The 21,528-nt window shown below is 68.7% G+C and carries 21 protein-coding genes; 8 read left to right on the top strand and 13 right to left on the bottom strand.

What is annotated here, in order from left to right; all coding sequences use genetic code 11:
* Window positions 1-26 precede the first annotated feature (26 nt).
* The 3 genes from NBRGI_RS37865 to NBRGI_RS37855 all read left to right on the top strand — a co-directional run bounded on the left by NBRGI_RS37865 (window position 27) and on the right by NBRGI_RS37855 (window position 4,208).
* Window positions 27-1,820 (top strand): AMP-dependent synthetase/ligase, encoded by a 1,794-nt coding sequence (locus NBRGI_RS37865; protein ID WP_029902273.1) that lies wholly within the window; start codon window positions 27-29, stop codon window positions 1,818-1,820.
* 113 nt (window positions 1,821-1,933) lie between these two features.
* Window positions 1,934-3,520, top strand: a complete 1,587-nt coding sequence (locus NBRGI_RS37860; RefSeq protein ID WP_029902271.1) for a molybdopterin-dependent oxidoreductase — start codon at window positions 1,934-1,936, stop codon at window positions 3,518-3,520.
* Window positions 3,521-3,584: 64 nt separating this feature from the next.
* Complete coding sequence (locus tag NBRGI_RS37855) at window positions 3,585-4,208, top strand: Uma2 family endonuclease (protein ID WP_158439999.1); 624 nt, start codon at window positions 3,585-3,587, stop codon at window positions 4,206-4,208.
* Between the two features lie 44 nt (window positions 4,209-4,252).
* On the opposite strand, the gene NBRGI_RS37850 is transcribed toward NBRGI_RS37855, so the two are convergent.
* The 6 genes from NBRGI_RS37850 to NBRGI_RS37825 all read right to left on the bottom strand — a co-directional run bounded on the left by NBRGI_RS37850 (window position 4,253) and on the right by NBRGI_RS37825 (window position 10,168).
* On the bottom strand, window positions 4,253-5,731 hold the full coding sequence (locus NBRGI_RS37850) for a DHA2 family efflux MFS transporter permease subunit (RefSeq protein WP_029902267.1): 1,479 nt from the start codon (window positions 5,729-5,731) through the stop codon (window positions 4,253-4,255).
* 74 nt (window positions 5,732-5,805) lie between these two features.
* A complete protein-coding gene (locus NBRGI_RS37845; RefSeq protein WP_029902265.1) occupies window positions 5,806-6,498 on the bottom strand; it encodes a PadR family transcriptional regulator in 693 nt (230 codons plus the stop codon).
* Between the two features lie 201 nt (window positions 6,499-6,699).
* Complete coding sequence (locus NBRGI_RS37840) at window positions 6,700-7,416, bottom strand: ABC transporter permease (protein ID WP_029902263.1); 717 nt, start codon at window positions 7,414-7,416, stop codon at window positions 6,700-6,702.
* Between the two features lie 19 nt (window positions 7,417-7,435).
* Window positions 7,436-8,104, bottom strand: coding sequence for an ABC transporter permease (locus NBRGI_RS37835; RefSeq protein WP_029902261.1), 669 nt, complete (start codon window positions 8,102-8,104; stop codon window positions 7,436-7,438).
* 16 nt (window positions 8,105-8,120) lie between these two features.
* Window positions 8,121-9,272, bottom strand: coding sequence for an ABC transporter ATP-binding protein (locus NBRGI_RS37830; RefSeq protein ID WP_029902259.1), 1,152 nt, complete (start codon window positions 9,270-9,272; stop codon window positions 8,121-8,123).
* A gap of 11 nt (window positions 9,273-9,283) precedes the next feature.
* On the bottom strand, window positions 9,284-10,168 hold the full coding sequence (locus NBRGI_RS37825; RefSeq protein ID WP_175068909.1) for an ABC transporter substrate-binding protein: 885 nt from the start codon (window positions 10,166-10,168) through the stop codon (window positions 9,284-9,286).
* A 244-nt stretch (window positions 10,169-10,412) separates the two neighbouring features.
* Here NBRGI_RS37825 and NBRGI_RS37820 point away from each other — a divergent pair, with 244 nt between their 5' ends.
* Both NBRGI_RS37820 and NBRGI_RS37815 read left to right on the top strand, forming a co-directional pair.
* The gene (locus tag NBRGI_RS37820; protein ID WP_029902254.1) at window positions 10,413-11,306 is read left to right on the top strand and encodes a glycine betaine ABC transporter substrate-binding protein; all 894 of its coding nucleotides are present in this window, start codon (window positions 10,413-10,415) and stop codon (window positions 11,304-11,306) included.
* Between the two features lie 40 nt (window positions 11,307-11,346).
* Entirely contained in the window at window positions 11,347-11,568 is a 222-nt protein-coding gene (locus tag NBRGI_RS37815) for a hypothetical protein (protein ID WP_029902253.1), read from the top strand.
* An 84-nt stretch (window positions 11,569-11,652) separates the two neighbouring features.
* Here the strand turns inward: NBRGI_RS37815 and NBRGI_RS37810 are convergent, their stop codons facing one another.
* The 4 genes from NBRGI_RS37810 to NBRGI_RS37795 all read right to left on the bottom strand — a co-directional run bounded on the left by NBRGI_RS37810 (window position 11,653) and on the right by NBRGI_RS37795 (window position 16,390).
* Window positions 11,653-12,873 carry an NAD(P)-dependent malic enzyme gene (locus tag NBRGI_RS37810; protein ID WP_029902251.1) on the bottom strand — a complete coding sequence of 407 codons (1,221 nt, stop codon included), beginning with the start codon at window positions 12,871-12,873 and terminating at the stop codon, window positions 11,653-11,655.
* Window positions 12,874-13,397: 524 nt separating this feature from the next.
* On the bottom strand, window positions 13,398-15,221 hold the full coding sequence (locus NBRGI_RS37805) for an FAD-dependent oxidoreductase (RefSeq protein ID WP_029902248.1): 1,824 nt from the start codon (window positions 15,219-15,221) through the stop codon (window positions 13,398-13,400).
* 51 nt (window positions 15,222-15,272) lie between these two features.
* Window positions 15,273-15,539, bottom strand: a complete 267-nt coding sequence (locus NBRGI_RS37800; RefSeq protein ID WP_029902246.1) for a hypothetical protein — start codon at window positions 15,537-15,539, stop codon at window positions 15,273-15,275.
* Complete coding sequence (locus NBRGI_RS37795; protein ID WP_029902244.1) at window positions 15,536-16,390, bottom strand: PHP domain-containing protein; 855 nt, start codon at window positions 16,388-16,390, stop codon at window positions 15,536-15,538. Before NBRGI_RS37795 ends, NBRGI_RS37800 begins: the two co-directional genes overlap by 4 nt.
* Window positions 16,391-16,454: 64 nt before the next feature.
* Between NBRGI_RS37795 and NBRGI_RS37790 the strand changes: the two genes are divergently transcribed.
* On the top strand, window positions 16,455-17,531 hold the full coding sequence (locus NBRGI_RS37790) for a magnesium and cobalt transport protein CorA (protein WP_029902243.1): 1,077 nt from the start codon (window positions 16,455-16,457) through the stop codon (window positions 17,529-17,531).
* 7 nt (window positions 17,532-17,538) lie between these two features.
* On the opposite strand, the gene NBRGI_RS37785 is transcribed toward NBRGI_RS37790, so the two are convergent.
* Genes NBRGI_RS37785 through NBRGI_RS37775 form a run of 3 tightly spaced genes read right to left on the bottom strand, consistent with a single transcriptional unit; the run spans window position 17,539 to window position 19,596 of the window.
* Entirely contained in the window at window positions 17,539-18,120 is a 582-nt protein-coding gene (locus tag NBRGI_RS37785; protein WP_029902241.1) for a suppressor of fused domain protein, read from the bottom strand.
* Window positions 18,121-18,123: 3 nt separating this feature from the next.
* Window positions 18,124-18,615, bottom strand: a complete 492-nt coding sequence (locus NBRGI_RS37780; RefSeq protein WP_014987935.1) for a general stress protein — start codon at window positions 18,613-18,615, stop codon at window positions 18,124-18,126.
* A 12-nt stretch (window positions 18,616-18,627) separates the two neighbouring features.
* The gene (locus tag NBRGI_RS37775) at window positions 18,628-19,596 is read right to left on the bottom strand and encodes an HpcH/HpaI aldolase/citrate lyase family protein (protein WP_029902239.1); all 969 of its coding nucleotides are present in this window, start codon (window positions 19,594-19,596) and stop codon (window positions 18,628-18,630) included.
* 51 nt (window positions 19,597-19,647) lie between these two features.
* Here NBRGI_RS37775 and NBRGI_RS37770 point away from each other — a divergent pair, with 51 nt between their 5' ends.
* Window positions 19,648-20,934 carry a magnesium transporter MgtE N-terminal domain-containing protein gene (locus tag NBRGI_RS37770; RefSeq protein WP_029902237.1) on the top strand — a complete coding sequence of 429 codons (1,287 nt, stop codon included), beginning with the start codon at window positions 19,648-19,650 and terminating at the stop codon, window positions 20,932-20,934.
* Window positions 20,927-21,490 (top strand): DUF1003 domain-containing protein, encoded by a 564-nt coding sequence (locus NBRGI_RS37765; RefSeq protein WP_029902235.1) that lies wholly within the window; start codon window positions 20,927-20,929, stop codon window positions 21,488-21,490. The genes NBRGI_RS37770 and NBRGI_RS37765 overlap by 8 nt, the downstream gene beginning before the upstream one ends.
* Window positions 21,491-21,528 lie beyond the last annotated feature (38 nt).

The raw sequence follows: 21,528 nt of genomic DNA, 5'->3' as shown, positions 1-21,528 counted from the left end.
GAGTAAACCCACGTGGAAGGGCACTGATGCGAGAGTTCGAAGTCCCGGCTTCCTACACCATCCCGGAAGACGCGAACAATTCCGACAACGTCTTCCGTCATGCCGAGCAGTCACCCGACGCGGTGCTGTTCAACAAGCCGGACGGCAACGGCGGCTGGCTGGATGTGCGGGCCGCGGAGTTCGCGACCGAGGTCACCGGTGTCGCCAAGGGCCTGATCGCCTCGGGCATCGAACTCGGCGACCGCGTCGCCATCATGGCGCCCACCCGCTACGAGTGGGCACTGCTGGACTTCGCCATCTGGGCCGTCGGCGGCTGCACCGTCGCGATCTACGACAGCTCCGCGGCCGAGCAGGCCAAGTGGATCCTGCAGGACTCGGCCACCAAGCTGCTGATCGTCGACAGTGACAAGCACCGCGCCACCATCGACGAGATCGAGGCGGGTTCGCTGCCCGATCTGAAGGAAACCCTGCAGATCGACAAGGGCGCGGTCGACGAGCTCACCAGCCGCGGCACCGACCTGGACGACCAGGTGGTGCACGACCGGCGCAAGCAGGTCAACGCGAACTCCCCCGCCACCCTGATCTACACCTCCGGCACCACCGGGCGACCCAAGGGCGTCATGCTCTCGCACGCCAACCTGTACGCCGAATCCCGGTCCGACCGGATCGCGCTCGCCAAGTTCATCCAGCCGGGCAAGAAGACGCTGATGTTCCTGCCGTTGGCGCACGTGTTCGCGCGGGCCGTCGCGCTGGTCGCGTTCGACGCCAAGGTGATCGTCGCGCACACCTCCGACTGGTCCACCCTGGTCGACCAGTTCGGCAGCTACAAACCGCACTTCATCCTCTCGGTGCCGCGCGTGTTCGAGAAGGTGTTCAACGGCGCCAAGCAGAAGGCGCACGACGGCGGCAAGGGCAAGATCTTCGACGCGGCCGCCGAGACCGCCATCGCCTACAGCGAGGCGCTCGACAACGGCGGCGCCGGTCTGGTGCTCAAGCTCAAGCACGCGCTGTTCGACAAGCTCGTCTACAGCAAGCTGCGGGTCGCGCTCGGCGGCCAGTGCGACGCGGCGGTCTCCGGCGGCGGTCCGCTCGGCGCGCGCCTGGGCCACTTCTTCCGCGGCGTCGGGGTCACCATCTACGAGGGCTACGGGCTCACCGAGACCACCGCGGCCGTCACCGTGAACACCCCCGAGAAGATCCGGGTCGGCACGGTGGGCAGGCCGATCGAGGGCCACAGCGCCAAGATCGCCGAGGACGGCGAGCTGCTGCTGCGCGGCTCGGTCGTGTTCGACGGGTACTGGGGCAACGCCGAGGCCACCGAGGACGCCTTCGTGGACGGCTGGTTCAAGACCGGCGACCTCGGCGCCATCGACGCGGACGGCTTCATCACGATCACCGGCCGCAAGAAGGAACTCATCGTCACCGCGGGCGGCAAGAACGTCTCCCCCGCGCTGCTCGAGGATTCGTTGCGGGCGCACCCGCTGATCAGCCAGGTGATGGTGGTCGGTGACGGCCAGCCGTTCATCGGCGCGCTGATCACCCTCGACCCCGAGGCGCTGCCGGGCTGGCAGAAGAACCACAACGTGCCCGCGGACACCCCGATCGAAAAGCTCATCGAGAACCAGGAACTGGTCGGCGAGATCGACGCGGCGGTGGCCGAGACCAACAAGAAGGTCTCCCACGCCGAGCAGATCAAGAAGATCCGCATCCTGCCGGTGGACTGGACCCAGGAGACGGGCGAGCTGACCCCGAAGATGTCGCTCAAGCGAGCCGTCGTGATGAAGCAGTACGCGGACGACGTCGCGAAGATCTACAACTAGCAGGCTGCTCCGCACAGGCGGGCCCGGTACGCCGGGCCCGCTTTGCTGTGTCCGGGGCCAGGCGTCAGCGAATGGTCATATTCTGCGGCCTGCCCGGCAGTACGCTCGGATTCATGGCCGATCTGCGACTGCGAGTGCTGGCTGGGATCGTCTCGGCGGGTGCGGCGCTAGGTGTCGCGGAACTGCTCGCGGCCTTTTTCGAGGCGCAGAGCGCCCCGCTCGCGGCCCTCGGTGGGACCGTCGTCGATCACACGCCCGACGGTTTGCGGGAGTGGGCGATCGACACCTTCGGCACCGATGACAAGACGGTGCTGTACCTCTGCATGGGTGTGGTCGCGGTGCTGGTCGCCGGGCTCGCGGGCGCACTCGAACGGACCGCGCGCCCAGTGGGTTCGGCGCTGCTGGCGGTCTTCGGTGTGCTGGCCGCGGTCGCCGCCGTCGCGCGCACCAGTGCGTCCGGTGCGTTGCCGACCATCGTCGGAGTCGCGGTCGGCATCTATGCGCTGCGCCTGCTGACGGAGCGGATCGAGACCGCCGCCTCCGCCCGGCAGGCGAGCGAAACACCCAGCGCCGCAAGCAGACCCATCACCTCGCCACCCAGCGCACCGGTCGAGCCGTCGGGTACGGCAGCCCCGGAACGCCGCCGGTTGCTGCAAGGCCTGGCGCTCGTCGGCGGATTGGCCGTGGTCACCGGCGTCGGCGGGCGGCTGCTCGGCACGGGACGCCGCGACGTGTCCGGCGAGCGGGCGGCGGTCGAACTACCGCAGCCGAGCGCGCCGGAGGCGCCGGTCGCACCCGGCGCAGATCTGCGGGTGCCCGGGCTGACCCCGTATCTCACCTCGAACAGCGACTTCTATCGCATCGACACCGCGTTGATCGTGCCGCAGGTGTCCAAGGACGACTGGTCGCTGCGCATCCACGGGATGGTGGACCGCGAAATCCGGCTCACCTGGGCCGATTTGGCGAACCGTCCCGCAGTGGAGCGCATGGTGACACTGGCGTGCGTGTCGAACCCGGTCGGTGGCGACCTGATCGGCAACGCGCGCTGGCTCGGCTACCGGCTGGACGAACTATTGGCCGAGGCGGGCCCGCATCCGGACGCGGACATGGTGCTCTCGCACAGCACCGACGGCTGGACCGCGGGCACCCCGCTGTCGGTGCTCACCGACGGCCGCGACGCGTTGCTCGCAGTCGGCATGAACGGCGAACCGCTGCCCGTAGTGCACGGTTATCCCGCGCGGCTGGTGGTGCCCGGCCTCTACGGTTATGTCTCCGCCACCAAATGGGTCACCGAACTGGAGGTCACCCGTTTCGACCGCGCCACCGCCTACTGGACCCGCCGCGGCTGGTCGGCGCTCGGCCCGATCAAGACCGGCACCCGGATCGACACGCCGCGCCCGCGCAGCCGAATCAAGCAGGGCCGCATCGCCGTTGCCGGTGTCGCCTGGGCCCAGCATCGCGGCATCCGCGGCGTCGAAGTCCAAATCGACAACGGCCCTTGGCAACCCGCCCGCCTCGCCGAGGAGCAGTCCATCGACACCTGGCGCCAGTGGGTCTACGACTGGGACGCCACCCCCGGCACCCACACCCTGCGCGCCCGCGCCACCGACGCCACCGGCGAGATCCAGACCGCCGAGCGCCGCGACGTCGTCCCCGACGGCGCCACCGGCCATCCCACCGTCACCCTCCAGGTGAACTGAACCCGGCGCTAGGATTCACGGTAGCGGCGTACTTACGGTCGCCCTGCCACCTCAAGGAGCGCGCGTGTCTGCAATCTTCGACTGGGCGAGGCCCGACAATTTGCAGCCGGAACCGATCACCGTCAAGATCTGGCGCGAACTCCCCGAAGATTTCTGCCGCCGAGTCGAGATCGTGAACGGCGAGGCGGTCCGAGCCGAATCGCCGACGAGAGCCCACCAGGCGGCGGCTCGACGTCTGACGAACTTGCTGGAGGCATCTGCGAGAAGGCACGTACGCCTGCACCAGGATGGATGCCTGGAGGCGAATCTCGATTTCGACGTCGTACTGTGGGAATTTCCTCGGGCGACGATCCGCCGTCCTGATGCCGCATTGTTCGACTGCGCCCCCGAGGAGTTGCGTCCGCTGCCAGCTTCGCTGGTCAAGCTGATTGTCGAAGTGGTCTCGCCGGGGACCGAGAAGGTAGACATCGCGGAGAAGAAGGCCGAGTACGCGCTGGCAGGTATCCCGTGGTACTGGATTGTGTGGATCGACGACAATCGTGTGACGCGCATCGAAACCTACGTCCTCGACCACGTATTCGGCCAATACAAGCCGCACCGCGAATTGGAGCACGGCGATCCAGCGATATTCGATATGCCGATTCGAATAAAGATCGACTGGGACGAACTCGATCAATTGATCCCATAAAATCCTTTGCCCCGCAAGGGCACTCGCTTGCGGGGCACGAGTGTTCAGGCGAGCGAATCGGCTTTACGGGGTTCAGCCTGGGGTGCGGACGCGGCGCTGCGGCCGTGGCGGACGAAGAGGGCGGAAGCCACGAAGCCGATCAGCAGGATGCCGGCGGGGAGCAGGATGGATTGGCTCAGCGCGGTGCTGAAGCCGTCCTTGACGAACTCCGGGATGGGCCCCTGGCCCGCTCCGCCCTCGCCGACCTGGCCGCCGCCGAGGCCCTGCGCGGACATGCGGGCGGCGATGAGGGCGCTGATCGCCGCGCTGCCGAGCACCGATCCGACCTGCCGGGTGGTGTTGTAGACACCGGCGCCCGCACCGGCCAGCTGGACCGGCAGGTTGTGCGTGGCGGTCGAGGCCAGCGGCGCCCAGATGCAGGAGTTCGCGAAACCGGCGAACACCGCCGACACCACGATCCAAGTCAGCGACGAGTCCGGCTTCATCAGCGCGGCGAACCAGAACACCGACACCGAGTAGAGCGCGAACCCCAAGGCGGGCACGATCCGCGGATGCAACCGGTCGGCGAATTTGCCGACGAACGGCGCGCAGACGCCGGTGACGATCGCCATCGGCGCGAACACCAGCGCAGACTCGGTGGGCGAAAGCTCGCGCACCGCTTGCAGATAGAAGTACCCGGGCACCATGAACGCGGTGACCGTCGCGCCCATCGCCGCGATGGCGATATTGGACAGCGAGAAGTTGCGATCACGGAACAGGCTCAACGGCAGCAGCGGCTCACCGCGGCTGCGCGACTGGTTCACCAGGAACACGGCGAGCACCGCGAGACCGGCGGCGATCATCAGCCAGATGCGCAGCGACCAGTCGTAGGTGTTGCCCTCCTGGATGCCGAAGACCAGCAGGAACAGTCCGACACCGCTGAGCAGCACACCGGGGATGTCGAACTTGTGCTCGTGCGTCGGCAGCGCGGGCACCAGCCACATCGCCAACGCGAAGGCGAGCACGCCGATCGGGATGTTGACGAAGAAGATCCACTCCCAGCCGAGCCCGTCCACGAGCACGCCGCCGAGAATCGGCCCGACCAGCGTCGCGAGTCCGGCCACCCCGCCCCACAGGCCCATGGCGGCGCCGCGCTTGTCCGGCGGGAAGGTCCGGGTGATCACCGCCATGGTCTGCGGCGTCATCAGCGCGGCGCCGAGCCCCTGCACCGCCCGCGCGGCGATCAGCATCTCGATGCTGCCGGACAGTCCGCACCAGGCCGAGGCGACGGTGAAGATCGCGAGGCCGAAAAGATAGATGTTCTTGGGGCCGAAGCGATCACCGAGCCGGCCGGTGACCAGCAGCGGCACCGCGTAGGCGAGCAGGTAGGCGCTGGTCACCCAGATCACCTTCGAGATGTCGGCGTGCAGATCGGTCATGATCGCCGGGTTGGCGACCGCGACGATCGTCATGTCCAGCAGGATCATGAAGAAGCCGACGACCAGCGCGGTCAGCGCCAGCCACGGATTGCGTCGAGTGGTCATGGGATTCGAAGTTCCTGTCGTGCGAGGCTCCCGATCGGGCGGGAACCGGAGTTCGGTGCGGCCCGCGGCCGGTATCAAGGCGGTGGCGTACCGACCGCGCCGCGCCGCGCCGCAGGCACTTCGGCCTCGGCGCCGGACGACCAGATGTAGTGGTGCTCGTGGTCGGCCTCGCGCGCGCCGGTATGCGCGTCGAAGGTCTCCCATTCCATTGCGCCACTTGCCAATTCGTCGAGAAAGCGGTTCACCCAATCGATCTCGGCGCCGAGCATGGCGTGCAGATACGGCAGGGTGACGGTGTAGCGGCGGGGCACGCGGCGTTCGTCGGCCCAGGTGATCATCGTCGCGATATCGGCGCGATCGGCCTCCAGATGTCCGACCCGCTCGCGCAGCAGCGCGAGCACGTCGTCCTTGGGCAGATTGTGCGCCTCGGCCAGCGCGACCGGGAACATCGGATACTCCGGCGCCGGGTACCGCACGATCTCGGCGATCCTGGCGCGCAAGGCCGTTCGGCCGCCCTCGGTGATCCGGTAGGTGGTGCGTTCGGGCCGGTTGCCCTCCCGGTCGACGCCTTCGGACTGCACCATGTGCTGCTCGGCCAGCCGCGCCACCGTGTGATACAGCGAGCCGGGCCGCACCTTGACCAGCACGTCTTCCCGGCGCGCGATCAGCAGCTGATACATCTCGTACGGATGCATGGGCCGCTCCTCGAGCAGCGCCAGCACGGCGATCCCCAGCGGCGTCACCGCCGGACGCGCCTGCTGCCCCATGTCCTTCGCCTTCCCCGTCGAACGCTCACGGCGTCACCGCCGGAACCGAGGGCGCTATGCCCCGTTTCGTATATTCCACTCGGAATATACGGCGCGGAACATGGCGACCGCAAGGCGCGCGGTACGGCGAAATAGGTGATCGCAGGCACAACCGACCCGCACCGAGGCGCGAATCGGCAGCTCAGCGCGGTGCGCGACAGATCAGTTCGCGGAGCGCAAGCTCAGATCGGTGGCGGCGGGCAACGCACCGGTCCGGCGCAACCGGCCGGTCCCCGGCGTGCTCACCCAGACGACGAAGGCGAGCAAGCCGTCCAGGACCATGGCCAGCACCGCCACCAGCAGCGCGCCCACCAGGACACGGTCGTAGCGGTACAGGCTGATGCCGTCGAAGATGTAGCGGCCGAGCCCGCCGAGGTTGACATAGGCCGCGATGGTCGCGGTGGCGACCACCTGCAACGTCGCGCCGCGCAGGCCGGTGAGCAGGATGGGCAGCGCGTTGGGCACCTCGACCCGGAACAGGATCTGGCGCTCGGTCATGCCCATCGCCCGGGACGCGTCCACCACGTCGGCGGGCACGTTGGCGATGCCCGCGTAGGCGCCGGCCAGCAGCGGCGGAATGCCCACGGTGATCAGGGCGAGCAGCGGTGGGATCAGGCCGAGGCCGAGCAGCAGCACCAGAAAGGTGAGCAGACCCAGGGTCGGCAGCGCGCGCATGGCGTTGGCGAAGCCGACGAGCAGCGCGGAGCCGCGGCCGGTGTGCCCGATCACCAGGCCGAGCGGAAGCGCGATCGCCGCGGACAACGCGATGGTGAGGAAGCTGTACCAGAGGTGTTGCGCGATACGGGTTTCGATGGCCGCGGGGCCACTCCAGTTCGCACCGTCGGTGAAGTAGTGCCACGCGTCGAGGAAAAGGTTCACGAGGCTGCGCCTTTCGCCGTCACGAGCGCCGGCCTTTCGCCTGCGCGGTCCGGACGTCGGTCCGCACCCACGGCGTCGACCAGCGGCCGAGCACGTAGATCAGGCGGTCGAAGATCAAGGCCAGCGCCAGGATCACGATGATGCCCGCGACGATCTCGTCGGGGTAATCACGCTGGTAGCCCTGCGTGAACAGTTTGCCGACGCCGCCGACGCCGATCAGCGCGCCCACCGACACCATCGCGATATTGGTCACCACGACGACCCGCAGGCTGGACACGAAAACCGGGATGGCCAACGGCATGTCGACGGTCAGCGTGCGCCGCAGCGAACTGAACCCGACCGCGTCGGCGGCGTCGACCACGTCGGCGGGCACCGAATCCAGCGCCGCAGGCACGGCGATCACGAGCAGCGCGGTCGAGTACATGGTCAGTGCGATGATCACGTTCAACGGGTCGATCGTGGAGATCCCGACCAGCGGCGGGATGATCACGAACAGCGCCAGCGACGGAATCGTGTACGCCAGGCTGGCCACGGTCACCGTCACCCGGCGCAGCCAGGTCACCCGACGCACCAACGCGCCCAACGGAATCGCGATCACCAGGCCGAGCAGCAGAGGCACCAGCGCCAAGTACAGGTGAGTCTTGGTGAACCCCCAGATCTCGGCGAAGTTGTCGATCAGGTATCGCACGCAGGCCTCCCGCGGGTCACCGCGCTTCTTCCTGTTCGAAGAAGTGCCGGTTACGTTCGGCGTCCTCGGTGGCGCGCTGGCCGGCCAGCTGTTGCAGCACCTCGGTGGCGAGCACACCGCCGCGCACCGCGCCCGCCTCGTCCACGGCCACCCCGATACCGGAGGGCGAGGAGATCGCGGCGTCCAGCGCCTGGCGCAGGTCGCCGGTCGGCGTGAACAGCGAACCGCCCGCGGATGTGCTGTCCACCAAGGCATGTCCGGCACGCACCGACTCCACCCCGGTGACATCGATCCAGCCCGCGGGCTTGCGCTGCGCGTCGACGATCAGCACCCAGTCCCCGCGATCCAACCGCAGGGCGGGCACCTCCGCGGCGGTCGCCATCCGAACCTCGTGCAGCGGAACCTCTTTCGCCGTGCGGAAGGACAGGCCGCGATAGCCGCGGTCCCGGCCGACGAAATCGGCGACGAAATCGGTGGCGGGCTGGGCGAGTACGTGGTCGGGTGGATCGTACTGTTGCAGCACCCCGCCCCGGCCGAAGACCGCGACCCGGTCGCCGAGGGTGATCGCCTCGTCGATGTCGTGGGTGACGAACACGATGGTCTTCCGCAATTCGGCTTGCAGCCTTTGCATTTCGACCTGTAACTCGGCCCGCACCACCGGATCGACGGCGCTGAACGGCTCGTCCATCAGCAGCACCGGCGGGTCGGCGGCCAGCGCCCGGGCCACCCCGACCCGCTGCTGCTGCCCGCCGGACAGCTGGGCCGGATACCGGCCCGCCAGCGAGCGGTCCAGGCCGACCCGGTCCAGCACCTCCAACGCCGCGGCGCGGGCCGCCTTGCGCGAATCACCGCGCAGCACCGGCACGGTCGCGACGTTGTCCACGACCGTGCGGTGCGGCAGCAGGCCGCCGCTCTGGATCACGTAGCCGATACCGAGCCGGAGCTTTACCGGGTCGACCTGCGAAATATCCTGCCCGGCAATGGTGATCGTGCCCGAACTGGGCGTGATCATCCGGTTGATCATCCGCATCGACGTGGTCTTGCCGCAGCCGGACGGGCCGACGAACACGGTGAACGAACCGGACTCGATCCGCAGATCGAGATCGGTGACGGCGTGCGTGCCGTCCGGATAGGTCTTGCTGATACCGCGGAACTCGATATCGGACAACGTGTTACCTCTTATCCGGCCGGTGTGTTCAGCCCCTGGGCCGCCACCCAGGCCACGGCCGCGGCCTTCGGTTCGGTTTTGGCCGTGCCGGAGACCGCCTCGTTCAGCTTGATCAGCTCCGCGGTGGTCAGCTTCGCCGAGGCGGCGTTCAACGCGGCGAGCGCCTTGTCCGTCTTCTTCGCCGCGTTGAACAGCGGCACCACGTTCTGCGCGGGGAAGTTGTGCTTCGGATCCTCCAGCACCACCAGGTTGTTCTGCGTGATGGCGGGCGAGGTGGTGAAGATGTCGGCGGCGGTCACCTGGCCCTCGACCAGCGCGCGCACGGTCGCGGGGCCACCGCCGTCGGCGATCGGCACGAAGTTGTTCGCGGCGATGTCGAGGTTGTAGTTCTTCTTCAAGCCGGGCAACCCGCCCGCCCGCTCCTGGAATTCCGCGGGCGCACCGAATTTCACCTCGGCCGAGTGCGCGGCCAGATCCGCGATGGAGCGCAGGTTCCAGCGTTCGGCGGTCGCCTTGGTCACGACCACGGCGTCGGAATCCTCACCGGGCGCGGGGGTGCCGACCGCGAGTTCGCTGCCGAGCGCCGCGGTGAGCGCGCTGTTCACGTCCGCGGCGCTGGTCGCGGTGGCGTTCTTGTCCAGGTACTGCAGCAGGTTGCCGTTGTACTCCGGGATCACCGAGATCGCGCACTGGCGCACAGCCGGGACGTAGGCCTCCCGGCTGCCGATGTTGAGTTTGGTGTCGACCTTGAACCCGTTGACGCGCAACACCTCCGCGTAGATTTCCGCGACCGTCTCCGACTCCGGGAAGTTCGCGGAACCGACGACGAGCCCGTCGCCGGCGCAGTCGCCCTTGCTCGCCAATGGATCGGAGTTGCCGCAGGCGGACAGGATCATGGCGACGGCCAACGCGGCGGCGGCGAAGATGAACCGGGTGGCGCGCAGCGCCAGCCGCAGCGCCGACCGACCGTGCCGCGCGGCATCGGGGGTGATCGAGGTGTTCACTGGAGTCCTTCCGGCATGACGAGCAATGCGAGGTCCCGGCGCAACCGAGCCACCGGTACATTCTGGGTGTCCATACTGCCCGCTTCAGGGTGTTCCTGTTGGCTCTGTCGATCTCTCGGAGAGTTGGTGTCGCCGGATGATGCTGGCCGCGTCGCTGCGGATGCTGGCTCGAATAGTGCTCGTCGCGACCGCCGTAACGGCCGTGTCCTGCGGTAACGATGACCAGGGCGCGCGGATCACGGTCGGCGCGGGCGACGCTGTCGAGTCGATGGTGCTCGCCGAAATCTACGCGGGCGCGCTGGCACGCACCGGTGCGCGAACCACGGTCGCCACCGGGTTGGGCGGGCGCGCCGACTATCTGGCCGCGCTCGACGCCGGACGGATCACCCTGCTGGGCGAGCACAGCGGCGCGCTGCTGACTCATCTCGACGCGCACGCCGCCGACCGCACCCCGAAGAACGTGGCCGACGCACTGAGTAAGTCATTGCCCGAGGGGCTGGTGGTCTCCGATATCGCCGACGGCACCGACCTGCGCGCGCGGGTGCTGCTCAGCACGGAGGCGGCCACGCACGACGCCGTGCGGTCCGTGCGCGACCTCGGACCCAGCTGCGGCACCCGTACCGCGGGAGTGGCGCCCGCCGCCGGCCTGCTGACCGCGCCGCCCGCCGCGAACACCGTGACCGGCTGCGCCTTCGCCGCGACGATCCCGTTCCCCGACCTGGCCGCCCTGCGAAAAGCCCTGTTGGACGGGCAGATCCAAGCCGGGCTGCTGCTGGGGCCGCCCGCCGCGGGCGCGGGCTCGACGGACGGGCTGACCATTCTGTCCGACGACGACTACGCCGTGCGCGCCGAGAACGTGCTGCCCCTGTTCCGCAAGGGCACGCTCGACCAGGCGCAGATCAAGAAGCTGAATTACGTTGCGGGTGAACTCACCACCGAAGACCTCGCCGAGCTGATCCGCCGCGTCCGCGACGAGCATCGCGACCCCGGCGCCGTGGCGCGGGCCTGGCTGGACGACCACGCGCTGTGAATTCGTCCGCGCCAGGGCGGTTGCGGATAACGTCTGATCGGTGAGTATCAGGTTCATCGGCGGCTATGTGGCGATCGTGGCGTTGTTGCTCTACGTCTGGTCCACCCTGCCCGACAAGAATCCGCTGTTCGCGGTGGCGCTGCTGGTCGCGCTCTGCGCGATGATCGCGCTGAACCTCTGGATCCGGATCTCCGCGCGCCGCCAAGAGCAGGCGCGCAAGGCGGCACACGCCGACCGGAAACCGGTGCCATCCGGCGAATAGCGCCCGAGCAACTCCTCGGCCACACACAGAAGAACGCCTCGTTCGCCGTTGAACGAGGCGTTCTTTTATCTGTGACAGCTACTGTTACGCAACACCTTCGGCGCGCGCGGCGGCCGCGACGGCCTCGGCGACGGCCGGGGCCACGCGCGGGTCGAGCGGGCTCGGCACGATCTTGTCCGGGCCCAGCTCGTCGGCGACGACGCTGAGGATGGCGTCGGCGGCGGCGATCTTCATGCCCTCGGTGATCCGGCGGGCGCCCGCGTCCAACGCGCCCTTGAAGACACCCGGGAACGCGAGCACGTTGTTGATCTGGTTCGGGAAATCGCTGCGGCCGGTGGCCACGATCGCGGCGTACTTACGCGCGACCTCGGGGTGGATCTCCGGGTCCGGGTTGGACATGGCGAACACGATCGACTCCGGCGCCATCGAGGCGATGAGCTCTTCGGCGATCAGGCCCGCGGACAGACCCAGGAACACGTCGGCGCCGTTGAGCGCTTCGGCGGCGCCGCCGTTGAGACCGCGCGGATTGGTGCGGGTGGCCAGTTCGGCCTTCACCTCGTTGAGATCGGTGCGCTCGCGGCTGACGATGCCCTTCGAGTCGAGCACAGTCACGTCCCGCACACCTGCGGCGAGCAAGATGTTCGTGCACGCCACACCGGCCGCGCCCGCGCCGGACACGACGACCTTCAGGCCCTCGATGCCGCGGCCCTGCACCTTGGCCGCGCCGTTGAGGGCGGCGAGCACCACGATGGCGGTGCCGTGCTGGTCGTCGTGCATGACCGGGCAGTCCAGCGCCTCGATCACGCGCTTCTCGATCTCGAAGCAGCGCGGCGCCGAGATGTCTTCCAGGTTCACCGCGCCGAAGCTCGGCCGCAGCTTCACCAGCAGGTCGACGATCTCGTCGACGTCCTTGGTGTCCACCACGAGCGGGATCGAGTTCAGGCCCGCGAACTTCTTGAACAGCGCCGCCTTGCCCTCCATCACCGGCAGCGAGGCGCGCGGGCCGATATCGCCGAGACCGAGCACCGCGGTGCCGTCGCTGACCACGACGACCAGCCGCTCGGTCCAGGTGTAGCGCTTGGACAGTTCCTCGTCCTGCGCGATGGCCCGGCTCACCTGGGCGACGCCCGGGGTGTACGCGATCGAAAGGTCGCGCTGGGTTTCCAACGGCGAGCTGAGTTCCACCGAGAGCTTGCCGCCAAGGTGTCCCGCGAAAATCTCGTCGTGCGTAATAGCGGAAAGGCTCGCTGCGTCGTCTGCGCGGGGGGCCGTGGTGGCATTCGGTGCGTCAGTCACAGGTGACACGATTTCACTCCTGCTCGGATCGGACAAACCGGTGGACGGTTACCGCCGGGTATATAGGTATTAGGGATTCATTTCGCTCATCGAGTGCGCTGACCGGTACGTTTCGCGGCGATCGGCGAGTCACGAAAACTCGTTGCCGATTTCGCTGACGTGGCGCGGCACTGATCCGCGGAGCGAGAGCCGGACGGGTGGGTCCGGACAGAACATGCGGCGTGATCCTCGGGTCACGACGGTGCGTCGCGAGGCGGAGATCTCCGTAATCCCAGTACCCGGCGGTGGCTTGGGTAAGGAATCCGACACATTCTGCCAGCATGATCCGCGACTTGCCAAACCGGTCGGGTCTGCGTCGTGTCGCGCGCCTGTCTCGAGGCTAGCGACCCGGAATTACCGAGCCGTAAGCGAAAACTCGCACCTCCCCGCGCCCACCCAGTGAGTTGTCCCAACCCGACCGAGCCGGATGGTGTGAGCACGTCGCGCCTGTGCGGTGTTGCCGGGGCGGGCGGGGTTTCGGCGGGGCGCGGTCGTCAGGTGGCGGCGAGCGGGGCTGGGGTTGGCTCGGGCAGGATCTCCGGGGCGTCCGGGATCGCGGCGGAACGGGCGGGGAGCACGCTGGGCTCGTGGGGGTAGGGCAGGGCCAGGCCGTTCTGCTGGGTGCTGAGCACGGCGACCTTTCGCCCGACCTGAGCGAGGGGCTCGCGTCCGGAGGGCACCGGCATGGGCTCAGGCGCGACGGACGGCGCAGGGCCGTGCGCAGTGGACGCTGCGGACTCATGCGTGGTGGACAGCACGGGCCCGCGTGCGGTGGACGGAACAGACTCGGGTGCTGCGGACGGCTCGGGTGCGTAGGGACGGACCCACACTGTGTCCAGGCCGCCGGACGTCAAACGCACCCGCCAGTCCGCCTCGGCCCCGGGATGATCCGTGCGGCGGTGCATACCGCGGGTTTCGGTGCGCGCGAGGGCGCTGTATTTGGTCCAGCGCGCAACCGCGAGCAGCGCTGCCGCCTGCCGGGCCCGCAGCCGGTCCAGGCCGGTGCCGCCGAGATCGAATTCGGCGCCGGGCCACATCGAGTCGAGTTCGCCGATGCTGTCGCGCAGGCTGCCCGCGCTGCGCCAGTAGCTGCGCCGCAGCGGCAGCGTGTGCTCCTGGACGAGGCCGACGACCGCGCGCGGATCGATCCGTGCCACGGCGTTGAGCCCGGCGCCCGGGACCTCGCGCACCGGAGCGTCGCGTTCGGCCGTGCGCGCGTAGGCGGCCGCGCCCGCACCGGCCCACACACCGGAGGCGATGGCCCACGCGCCGCCCTGCCCGCCGAACCCGCTGACCGCGCCGGTGATCGGTTCCCGCGTGGTCACGTCGCCCGCGGCGAACAGTCCGTCGACCGTGGTCGCGCAGTCGCGGCCGGTGATCCGCAGTCCGCCGGTGCCACGCACGGTGCCCTCCAGCACGGCCCGCAGCGGCACCCGCCCGGCGTGATCGACCAGGCCCAGTTTCGCGAGCCCGCCGCGCAACAGCGCGGGCACCTCGTCGAGCGCCGCGAAAACGCGTCTGCCGTCGGCGATCGCGGCGAACGCCGCGGCGCGATGACCCTCCAGGACCGCCCCCGACTCGTCGTAATAGGTGGCGAAATGCAGTGCGAGACCACTGGAATGCCCCGCCCCGGCGGGCAGTGGCACCTGCGGCGCGGGTGCCAGGCCGTACGCGCTGGAGAACTCCATGCCGGAGAGTTCGGCACCCGCCTCCGCCGCGAACAGCAGGCCGTCGCCGGTGTCGACATCGGTGCCCGCGCCGCCGGACAGGAACGCGCACCCGCCGGTCGCCACCACCACGGCGCCGGCGCGGACGGTCCACGTCCGGTACCGATCGAGTTGCCGCACCCCGACCGCGCCCGCGACCCGGCCGTCCTGGTCGACGAGCAGTTGCAGCGCCGGATGGTGATCGAGCACGCGCACGCCCGCGGCCAGCACGCTGCGCCGCATCCGGCGCAGATAACTCGCACCGTCCAGGTAGACCCGCAGCGAGGAGCCGGGGCCCGGGCCGGGAAAGCGATATCCCCAACCGGCCAATTGCTCGACGCGGTGGTGCGTCTCGTCCAGCACCCGGTGCATCCACGCCGGGTCGCCGAGCCCGCCGCCGTGGGCGTAACCGCGATCGACGGCTTCGTCGCGGGCCGGTCCGGGCGGAATGTTCCACAGCGAGGTGGTGCCGTGCGCGGTCGGCCCGCTGGTGCCGCAGCGCGCTTTGTCGGCGAGTACTACTCGGGCGCCGTTCGCCGCGGCGGAGACGGCGGCCCAGGTTCCGGCGGGACCTCCACCCAGAACCAGTACGTCCGTCTCGAGTTGCGTCACAATGAGAAATATTCGGCCACAATTCACGAAGCCGCAACCATTACCGCAATTTCAACTCCACCATTGTGTCCAAAGCAGCAATCCGGCCGCAACAAAAACAACCGCCGATCCAGAAAATGCGGCTAAACCCCGACGCTTATCCGAATAAATTTGCGCCGCAAGGGCAATCACCGCCGCCGCCACATGCCAGGTGACCGATTCGGCGCCGGGGCCGGGAAAGTCGCGCCGCGCCGCGATGACCGCGGTGCCGACGACGACGAGCATCAGTGCGAAGGTGCCCGCGGCCACGAGGCCGCTGAGCCCGCGCCACACCTTCACGAGGCGATCACCGGCACGCCCGTGGCCTTCCCCACGATCAGCTCGAGCTGCTCGGGGTCGGTGGTGAACTCGCCGAGCCGGATGGTCTTGTTCGCGCCGTGATAGTCCGACGAGCCCGTGGTCAGCAGGCCGAGCTCGGCGGCGAGGTCGCCGAGAATCGCCCGGTCGGCGGCCGAGTGATCGATGTGGTCCACTTCGAGGCCGCCGAGCCCGAGCGGGGCGAGTTCCCGGATGGCGTCCAGCGCCAGCATCCGGCCGCGTTTGCGGGCGCGCGCGTGCGCGAGCACGCTCACCCCGCCCGCGGCGGCGATCATCTCGACCGCCCGGGCCAACGGCGTGTCGGCCTTTTCGGCGTAGTAGGGACCGTGCGGCGCGAGCAGCTCCTCGAACGCCGCGTCGACGCTGGGCACCACGCCCGCCGCGACCAGCGCCCGGGCCAGATGCGGGCGACCCGCCGACGGACCCGCCGAGGCAAGCACCGCGTCGGGGTCGATCGGCAAACCGTCGGCAACCATGCGGTCGGCCATCGCGCGCACCCGCTCGACCCGCTCGCCGCGTAACCGTTCGCGTTCGTCGGCGAAACAGCGATCGGCCGGATCGAACAGGTAGGCCAGCAGGTGCACCGGCACCGGCCAGCCGTCCTCGCCGAGCCCGATGCACGACATCTCCATCCCCCGAACCAGCGTGAGCCCCTTCGGTAGCGCGTCGACCGCTTCGGCCCAGCCCGCCGTGGTGTCGTGGTCGGTGATCGCGAGAACGTCCAAGCCGGCTGCGGCCGCGTTCCGGACCAGTTCGGCCGGAGAGTCGGTGCCGTCGGACGCGGTCGAGTGGGTATGCAGGTCGATGCGCACGCCCTCCAGTCTTACAGTGCCGCCGACCGGCCTCGCACGCCGCAGGCGACGTAGCATCGCCGATGTGCCGTCCATTCCGCCGCTCCCGTCCTTCCGCGGTACCGGTCGCGCGGAGCGCAAGCTGCCGCGCATCCCGATTCCGACCGCGCGGGCCATCGTCGACTGCGGCGTCTATGTCGAAGGTCGACGGCTGCCAGGCAGATTCACCCATCGAGACGCGCTGGCCGAGGTGCGCAACCGCGGCACGGGCTTCGTCTGGGTGGGCCTGCGCGATCCGGACGAGGCCCAGATGGCCGATATCGCCGAGGCTTTCGAGTTGCACACGCTGGCCGCCGAGGACGCGGTCTCGGCGCATCAGCGCCCGAAGCTGGAACGCTACGACGACACCCTGATTCTGGTGATGCGCACGGTCGCCTACGTCGAGCACGAACTGCACAGCGTCAGCGAGATCGTGGAGACCGGCGAGATCATGGCCTTCGTCGCACCCGACTTCGTGGTGACGGTCCGGCACGGCGAACATTCCGAACTCGCCACGCTGCGTAAGGAACTGGAGGCCGATTCGGCCAAGCTGATGCTCGGCACCGGCGCGGTGCTGCACGCGATCGCCGACCACGTGGTGGATTCGTATATCGAGGTGACGCAATCGATCGAGCTCGATATCGACGCGATGGAGGAAGAGGTCTTCACACCGGGCAATCGGGTCGCGATCGAATCGATCTACCAGCTCAAGCGGGAGGTGGTCGAACTACGCCGGGCGGTGAACCCGCTCGCGATCCCGCTGCAGCTGCTCGGGCACAAGCCGGAGATCCCGCTGCCCAAGGAGATTCGGCGCTATATGCGCGATGTGGCCGATCACCACGCCGGGGTGGCCGAGCGGATCACCGATTTCGACGAGGCGCTCAGCGCGCTGATCAGTGCGGCACTGGCGAAGGTCGGCGTGCAGCAGAACACCGATATGCGCAAGATTTCGGCCTGGGTCGCGATCGCGGCGGTGCCGACGATGATCGCGGGCATCTACGGCATGAACTTCACGCACATGCCCGGATTGGAAGCGAGCTGGGGCTTTTGGCTCGTCATCGTGGTGACGCTGGGCATCTGCGGCGGGCTCTACCTCACCTTCCACCGCAACAACTGGCTCTGAGGCGGGATCAGAGGCTCGCCGCGCCGCGACCGGGGTCGCGCACATCGATACCCGCCTCGGCCCACGCCTCGCGCAGCGCCTGGGCACCACGCACCCGCACCCAAGCCGCCTCGGTGGCGGTCACGGGCGTGACCGCGAAATAGCGAACCGGCTCCGCGGGCTCGGGCAGCGCCACTTCAGGAATCCCGCTGTCGCCCAAGAGAACCGCGGTGAACGGCGCGTTGTGCCACATCGGTTCGCCCAGGTCCATCAGCGCGTCCGCTTGCAGCACAACGCCTTCCACCGCGGGCGCGGCGGCGAGCACGCCGAGCGTCTTCGCCAGGCCCGAGGCCGCACCGGTACCCGCCCGCAAGGTGAGCACCAGTTCGGCCCGGGGCCCGCGCACCGGGTCGGCAAGCAGCGCAGCGGGATCGGTCATCGGATGACGAGACCCGCCCACCGTCGCGTAGTGCACCACATCGTCGCCGACGATCCGCAGGATCTCGATCGGCTCCAAACCCAGGAATGTCACCGACGCCGAATCGACGCCGGTCGCCGCCACACCGAAATGGTCGAGCACACCGGTGCGGACCGTCTCCACCACACCCATGCGTCAGATGGCCAGCCGCGCCAGCATGTCCCGCGCCTGCTCGGCCGACTTCGGATCGCACAGCACGTCGTAGCGCCCGGCCACCAACTGCATGGTGGAGGCGAAGTCGCGCTGCCCCTTGGTCGCCGCGTACGGGATCGAGGTGGAGATGACACCGAAGATGATGCCGCCGACCAGACCGACCAGCAGCGGGCCGAACGCGCCGTTGGTGGTGAACAGGCTCAGCAGCAGACCGAGGAACAGGCCGAGCCAGGCCCCGCTCACCACACCGCCGCCGATGACCTTGCCCCAGGTCAACCGATAGAGCACCCGCTCGACCTGCATCAGATCGACGCCGACGATGGTCACGTCCTGCACCGGGAACTGACCGTCGGCGAGGAAGTCGACCGCCTTCTGTGCCTCGGCATAGGTGGGATAGGAGCCGACCGGCCAGCCGGACGGCGGCGTCGGCAGGCCCTGCCGTCCGCGATTCGAGTTCCCCAAGGGATTCGTCATGTCTCTATTCTGCTATTCCGCCCGGTTTCCGGGTGGACTGAAACGCGTGGTCCGTGTCATTGCCGCGGCCCGGCCCTTGTCGGCGATCACCCGGGCCATCTTCGCGCTCGCCTCATCGATCATCTCGTCGCCGAGCATGACCGCGCCGCGGGCGCCGCCCTCGGCCGAGGTGTGATAAGCGTACGCGTCCAGGATCAGTTCGGCCCGGTCGTAATCGGATTGGCGCGGGCTGAAGATCTCGTTGGCGGCCGCGATCTGCCCGGGATGCAGCACCCACTTGCCGTCGAACCCGAGCGCCGCGGTGCGCCCGGCGGCCCGCCGGAATCCGTCCACGTCGCGGATCTGCAGGTAGGGGCCGTCGATCGCCTGCAACCCGTGCGCGCGGGCGGTGAGCAGGATGGTCATCAGGATGTGGTGATAGGCGTCGCCGGTGTCGTAGCCCTCCGGCTGCTCACCGACCACCAGGGTGCGCATGTTGAGGCTGGCCATGAAGTCGGCGGGACCGAACACCAGCGCCTGCACCCGCGGGCTCGCGGTGGCGATCTCGTCGATATTGCGCAGGCCGAGTGCGTTCTCCAGCTGCGGCTCGATGCCGATCCGGCCCTCTTGCAGTCCGCACACCTTTTCCAACTGGGTGAGCAGCAGATCGAGGGCGCGAACCTGACCGGCGTCGGTCACCTTGGGCAGCAGGATGGCGTCCAGGTGCGCGCCCGCTCCCTCCACCACCGTGATCACGTCCGCGTAGGTCCACGCGGTCGTCCAGTCGTTGACCCGGACCACGCGCAGTTGCGTACCCCAGTCGGAATCGTTGAGCGCCGCCACGATATTCGCGCGCGCCTCGGCTTTCGCGGCGGGCGCGACGGCATCCTCCAGATCGAGGAAAACCTCGTCGACGGGCAGCCCCTTGGCCTTGTCGATCATCTTCTTGTTGCTGCCGGGACAGGCGAGCACCGAGCGGCGCGGCTTCAAGATCACTCCCATCGATCGTGGCGCGGGTACGTCACCCGGCCCCGAACCTCTAGCCTGGCAAGCATGGCAGCTACCAGGGTGTACGTCGCCAGGCTGGCCGGCCTGGTGGTGTTGGGGCCGGACGGCGAGTCTATCGGCCGGGTCCGCGACGTCGTCGTGGCCATCCGCTACGACCGCCAGCAGCCCCGGGTGCACGGCCTCGTCGTCGAATTGCCAACCCGGCGCCGCATTTTCGTGCCCATGCTGCGGGTCACCGCGATCGAGCCGGGAGTGGTCACGCTCAATACCGGCACGGTGAGCCTGCGCCGGTTCAATCAACGCCCGGGCGAGTTGCTCGCCCTCGCGCAGATCGTGGATTCGTCGGTGCGCGTGGAAGATCCCGACCTGCCCGACCTGCACGGGGTGGACGTCTTCGTGGTCGATCTCGGCATCGAACTGACCCGCACCAGGGACTGGCGGGTGAACCGGGTCGCGGTGCGCGGGCATCGCAGGCTCGGCCGCCGCCGGACCGTGCACGTGGTGGACTGGATTCATGTCGCCGGCTTGACGCCCTACGAGATCGGCAGGCCGGGCCAGGACGTCACCCAACTACTGGAGCAGTTCGAGGGCATGCGGCCCGCCGATGTCGCGCACCTGCTGCGCGAACTGCCGGAGAAGCGCCGGTTGGAGGTGGCGGTCGCACTGGACGACGAACGCCTGGCCGATGTCGTACAGGAACTCCCCGACGACGAGCAGGTCGCGCTGCTCGGCCGGCTGGAGGTGCGCCGGGCGGCCGACGTGCTGGAGGCGATGGACCCCGACGACGCGGCCGACCTGCTCGGCGAACTGCCCGTCGGCGAGGCCGAATCACTGCTGGCGCTGATGGACCCGGAGGAGTCCGAACCGGTCCGCCGGCTGCTCGAGCATTCCCCGTACAGCGCGGGCGGTCTGATGACGCCCAAGCCGGTGATCCTGACCCCGTCCACCACGGTCGCCGAGGCGCTGGCCCGGGTGCGCAACCCGGACCTGACGCCCGCGCTGGCCTCGATGGTGTTCGTGGTCCGCCCGCCGACCGCCACGCCGACGGGAAGATATCTGGGTTCGGTGCATATCCAGCAGCTGCTGCGGGAACCGCCGGCCCATCTGATCGGCGGCATCCTCGACGCGGATCTGGCCCCGCTGCGGCCCGACGTCCCGCTGACCGCGGTGACCCGCTACTTCGCCACCTACAACCTGGTCTGTGGGCCGGTGGTGGACGACGAGAACCATCTGCTCGGCGCGGTCAGCGTCGACGACGTGCTGGACCATCTGCTACCCGACGACTGGCGCGACCAGCAAGAGCTGCACGAGGGGGTACCGGGACATGAGTGAGAAACCCGGCGGTGCCCGGCAACGGCTGGAGACGCCGGTCGAGGGCCGGTTCCGGATCGACTGGGATGCCGAGGCGCTCGCGCGCAGCAGCGAACGGGTCGCCCGCTTCCTCGGCACCGGTCGCTACCTGGCCATTCAGACCATCGTCGTGGTTGTTTGGATCGCGTTAAATGTTTCGGTCGTCGCGTTGCGCTGGGATCCGTACCCCTTCATTCTGTTGAATCTGGCGTTCTCGACCCAGGCGGCCTACGCCGCGCCGTTGATCCTGCTGGCCCAGAACCGGCAGGACAATCGAGATCGGGTCTCGCTGGAGGAAGACCGGATGCGGGCCGCGCAGACCAAGGCGGACACCGAATTTCTCGCCCGCGAACTCGCCTCACTGCGGATCGCGGTCGGCGAAGTGGCGACTCGCGACTATCTGCGCAGGGAATTGGAGGAGCTGAAGGAGATACTCGATCGGATCGAAGGCGCAGGCGCCGAGAAGCCTAGACGCAAGAAGAACTCCGCCCGAAAGCAGGCTCCGGTCCCGGTTTCGCCGCCTGTAGCTGACGATTGACCGGGATTACGTAACAACTACCTGCTGGAAATGCGAAC

It is taken from the genome of Nocardia brasiliensis IFM 10847 (assembly GCF_000710915.1).
GTDB classification, from domain to species: Bacteria; Actinomycetota; Actinomycetes; order Mycobacteriales; family Mycobacteriaceae; genus Nocardia; species Nocardia brasiliensis_A.
This window is presented reverse-complemented; position numbering and strand designations above follow the sequence as displayed.

Coding starts and splice junctions, on each gene's coding strand:
- NBRGI_RS37865 (WP_029902273.1), top strand. CDS start 27: ATGCGAGAGTTCGAAGTCCCGGCTTCCTACACCATCCCGGAAGACGCG.
- NBRGI_RS37860 (WP_029902271.1), top strand. CDS start 1,934: ATGGCCGATCTGCGACTGCGAGTGCTGGCTGGGATCGTCTCGGCGGGT.
- NBRGI_RS37850 (WP_029902267.1), bottom strand. CDS start 5,731: ATGACCACTCGACGCAATCCGTGGCTGGCGCTGACCGCGCTGGTCGTC.
- NBRGI_RS37845 (WP_029902265.1), bottom strand. CDS start 6,498: ATGGGGCAGCAGGCGCGTCCGGCGGTGACGCCGCTGGGGATCGCCGTG.
- NBRGI_RS37825 (WP_175068909.1), bottom strand. CDS start 10,168: ATGATCCTGTCCGCCTGCGGCAACTCCGATCCATTGGCGAGCAAGGGC.
- NBRGI_RS37820 (WP_029902254.1), top strand. CDS start 10,413: ATGATGCTGGCCGCGTCGCTGCGGATGCTGGCTCGAATAGTGCTCGTC.
- NBRGI_RS37785 (WP_029902241.1), bottom strand. CDS start 18,120: ATGGGTGTGGTGGAGACGGTCCGCACCGGTGTGCTCGACCATTTCGGT.
- NBRGI_RS37780 (WP_014987935.1), bottom strand. CDS start 18,615: ATGACGAATCCCTTGGGGAACTCGAATCGCGGACGGCAGGGCCTGCCG.
- NBRGI_RS37775 (WP_029902239.1), bottom strand. CDS start 19,596: ATGGGAGTGATCTTGAAGCCGCGCCGCTCGGTGCTCGCCTGTCCCGGC.
- NBRGI_RS37770 (WP_029902237.1), top strand. CDS start 19,648: ATGGCAGCTACCAGGGTGTACGTCGCCAGGCTGGCCGGCCTGGTGGTG.
- NBRGI_RS37765 (WP_029902235.1), top strand. CDS start 20,927: ATGAGTGAGAAACCCGGCGGTGCCCGGCAACGGCTGGAGACGCCGGTC.